General features: G+C 58.4%; 3 protein-coding genes. All 3 read left to right on the top strand.

The window, feature by feature from the left end:
• Nucleotides 1-137 precede the first annotated feature (137 nt).
• Nucleotides 138-1,421 (top strand): outer membrane beta-barrel protein, encoded by a 1,284-nt coding sequence (locus Q7U76_08895; GenBank protein MDO8356491.1) that lies wholly within the window; start codon nt 138-140, stop codon nt 1,419-1,421.
• Nucleotides 1,422-1,816: 395 nt separating this feature from the next.
• Nucleotides 1,817-1,906, top strand: a complete 90-nt coding sequence (kdpF, locus tag Q7U76_08890) for a K(+)-transporting ATPase subunit F (protein MDO8356490.1) — start codon at nt 1,817-1,819, stop codon at nt 1,904-1,906.
• Nucleotides 1,906-3,462 (top strand): potassium-transporting ATPase subunit KdpA (locus Q7U76_08885; protein MDO8356489.1); only part of this gene is annotated, 1,557 nt, incomplete at its 3' end. The genes kdpF and Q7U76_08885, both read left to right, overlap by 1 nt.

Here is a 3,462-nt window from a genome sequence, read left to right as displayed (position 1 = left end):
TAGTCACTCTGATGAATGTCTCGTATCTCGAACCGGTCGGCAATGGCCTGACTATTTACACTGAATCAATGGTTAATCACAGGAGGAATCACGTGCAACCAAGAATGCTAGAGACACGCACACTCAGGTCTATAGGGATGGCGTTAGGGCTGGGAGCCGTCCTTATCGGTGGGCAGCCCACTATGAGCCTTGGGGCCGAGCCGCCGATTTCGACTCAGACGGTGCAGGAGCGGCTGGACTCCTTAGAGAAGAAAGTCGATGCGCCGGGGATCTGGAAGACGCTGGGGTTCAAGGCGTCCGGGTTTGTGGATGTGGCCTATACCCACAATTTCAACAATCCCAACACCAACCTCAATCAACTGCATATCTTCGACACCAACGCGAACGCCTTTATGCCGCACTTAGCGCAACTCATGCTGGAACGGCCGGCAGATGCGGGCGGCAACGGCATGGATCGGGCGGGCTTTCGCGCGCGGCTCAATTTTGGGACCGATGCCCGGGTGACGCGGGCTCGCACGAATTTCCAACCAGGCACGAGTAACAACGAGTTGGATTTTCAAGAGCTCTATGCTGAGTATATCGTCCCGGTCGGCAACGGCCTGAAGATTCAAGCGGGGAAGATCAACACGTTAATCGGGTATGAAGTGATCAACAGTTTCGAGAACCCGAACTTTTCAAGGACCTTCATGTTCGGCTTGGGACAGGCCTTCACGACGACCGGTGTCCGCGCCACCTATACGTTCAATCCTCTCGTGACCGCGTCGATTGGCGTGATCAATGGCTGGGACAACGTGGACGACAACAACAAGAGCAAATCGTTCGAGTGGCTCCTGGCCCTGACGCCGCATGAGCGAGTCGGCGTGAGCTTCTACGGGTCCTACGGCGCGGAACAATCGAACAGCCAAGGGGCCGCGCCTGCCGTCACGGGGGCCGATCCCACAGCCAAGCGGACGGTGGTGGGGTCGATCATGACGTTGAAAGCGACCGACAAGGACACGATCATCCTGGAGCCCTATTACGGGAACGAGGGCAATGCCAGCACGGTGAAGGCAGCGGGTAATGCCAGATGGAACGGCTTGGGTGCCTATCTCATCCATGACTTCAACGATCAATGGAGTGCCCGGATTCGTGGCGAGATCTTCGAGGATGCGGGCGGCGCCAGGACCTGTACCGGAGGCGTGAATTTCGCGGGCGGCGCCAATACCTGTGTGGGCTCACCCTATGGTGGTGCCGCGGGCGTGGGTGGTGTTCCTCAGACCCTCTGGGAGAACACCTTTACGCTCCAGTACAAGCCCTTCCCCTCGCTGATTACGCGGACGGAGTTCCGGTACGACAAGTCCGACAAGAACGTGTTTCTCTATGGCAGCCAAGCGGTGAATCACCAGGAGACGCTCTCGTTCCAAGTGGTCTACTTGTTCTGAGCGAGACGTGTTTCACGGGGTCGAGGGGAGATGCGTACGAGCATGTATGCAACCAAAGATCGACCGCATAGTGTCCCGTGCCGCAGGGGCTGGGACAGTGTCACAACGGCCACGGTGGCGTGCGGGTTGTCGTCGCTGTCGATAAGGCATCGTCGACAGACTGTCGAATCAGGAGAAAACTGTTCCGGATGCTCCGCAGTCTTTACACCGTTTTTACATCCTGCAGTCTATTGTGAAAGTAGACAAGTAGAGAAAGACATATTGGACAATAATTTCTTTGTCGGCAATTGAGGAGCATGCACATGGATCTCATGTATCTGACCATCGCCGCCACGTTTTTTCTGCTAACCGGCTGGCTCATCTCGGCGCTGGAGCGACTATAAAGGGGGACGGCTATGAATGCGATGTACGTGCTCGGTGGAATACTGTCGTTGGGATTGTTGGTGTATCTCATGATCGCGTTGCTTAAACCGGAGTGGTTCTGATGACGATCAACGGACTGGTTCAAATCGGACTCTACTTTGTCGTGCTGCTCGCGCTGGTGAAGCCGGTGGGTTGGTATATGGCCCGAGTGTACGAAGGCCAACCCTGTGGGCTTGACCGGGTGGTGGGCCCTCTTGAGCGGCTGCTCTATCGCCTCTGCGGAGTGCGGTGCACCGAGGAGATGAGTTGGAAGACGTATGCCGTCGCGATGCTTCTGTTCAACGGCGCCGGGCTCTTGGCCCTCTATGCGTTACAGCGCTGGCAGGGATTCTTCCCCTTCAATCCGCAGGGATTTGGCGCCGTGGCTCCCGATCTCGCGTTCAACACCGCCGCGAGTTTCGTGACTAACACGAACTGGCAGGCCTATGGAGGCGAAGCGACGTTGAGTTATCTCACTCAAATGCTCGGGCTCACGGTCCAGAATTTCGTGTCTGCGGCGACAGGGATGGCGATTCTGGTCGCGCTGATTCGCGGCTTGGCGCGCCGGACCTCGGAGACCATCGGGAATTTCTGGGTCGATCTGACCCGCAGCACCCTCTACATCCTGCTGCCGTTGTCGGCCATCCTCGCGCTGATTCTCGTCTCGCAGGGGACGGTTCAGACCTTTGGGTCCTATCACACGGCGACGCTGGCCCAGCCCGTGACGTATGACAAGCCGCTTACCGATGCCGCGGGGCAGGCCATCCTGGACGAGAAGGGGCAACCGAAGACGGAATCAACAACAGGGGTCGAGCAAATCCTGGCCGTCGGGCCGGCCGCATCGCAGGTCGCGATCAAGCATCTGGGGACCAACGGCGGCGGGTTCTTTAATGCCAATGCGGCCCATCCGTACGAAAGTCCAACACCCCTGACGGACTTTCTCCTCCTTCTCGCCGAGACCATGATCGCTGCATCCTTGACCTATACGTTCGGCAAGATGGTCGGCGACACGCGTCAGGGTTGGGCGCTCCTTGCCGCGATGCTCAGCGTGTTAGCCCTCTTCAGTCTCGGGGCCTATTGGGCGGAGTCGGCGGGAAATCCCCGTATTGCCGCGCTAGGGATCGATCAGGCCGCCGGCAACGCGCAGCCCGGTGGCAATATGGAGGGCAAGGAAGTCCGCTTCGGCGTCGCCCGCTCGGCGCTCTTCGCCACGGCGACGACTGCGACCTCGACCGGCGCCGTGAACTCGATGCACGATTCCTTCACCCCGCTCGGTGGTTTGGTGCCGCTCTTCATGATGCAATTCGGCGAGGTGATTTTGGGCGGAGTCGGCTCCGGCCTCTACGGCATGGTGGTCTTTGCGATCATCGCCGTCTTCGTGGCCGGCTTGATGGTGGGACGCACGCCGGAATATCTGGGCAAGAAGATCGAACCCTATGAGATGAAGATGGCCTCCCTGTTGATTCTGATCATGCCGATGGTGGTCCTCGGTTTCACGGCAGTGGCGTCGGTGACGGGCGTCGGCACCAGCTCGATTTTGAATCCGGGACCCCATGGGTTCAGCGAGATGCTCTATGCCTATAGTTCGATGTGGAATAATAACGGCATCGCGTTCGGTGGACTGAATGTCAACACACCC

The organism is Nitrospirota bacterium (assembly GCA_030645475.1).
In the GTDB taxonomy this organism is placed as follows: domain Bacteria; phylum Nitrospirota; class Nitrospiria; order Nitrospirales; family Nitrospiraceae; genus Palsa-1315.
The sequence above is the reverse complement of the archived record's forward strand: the minus strand, read 5'-3'. Positions and strand labels throughout refer to the sequence as shown.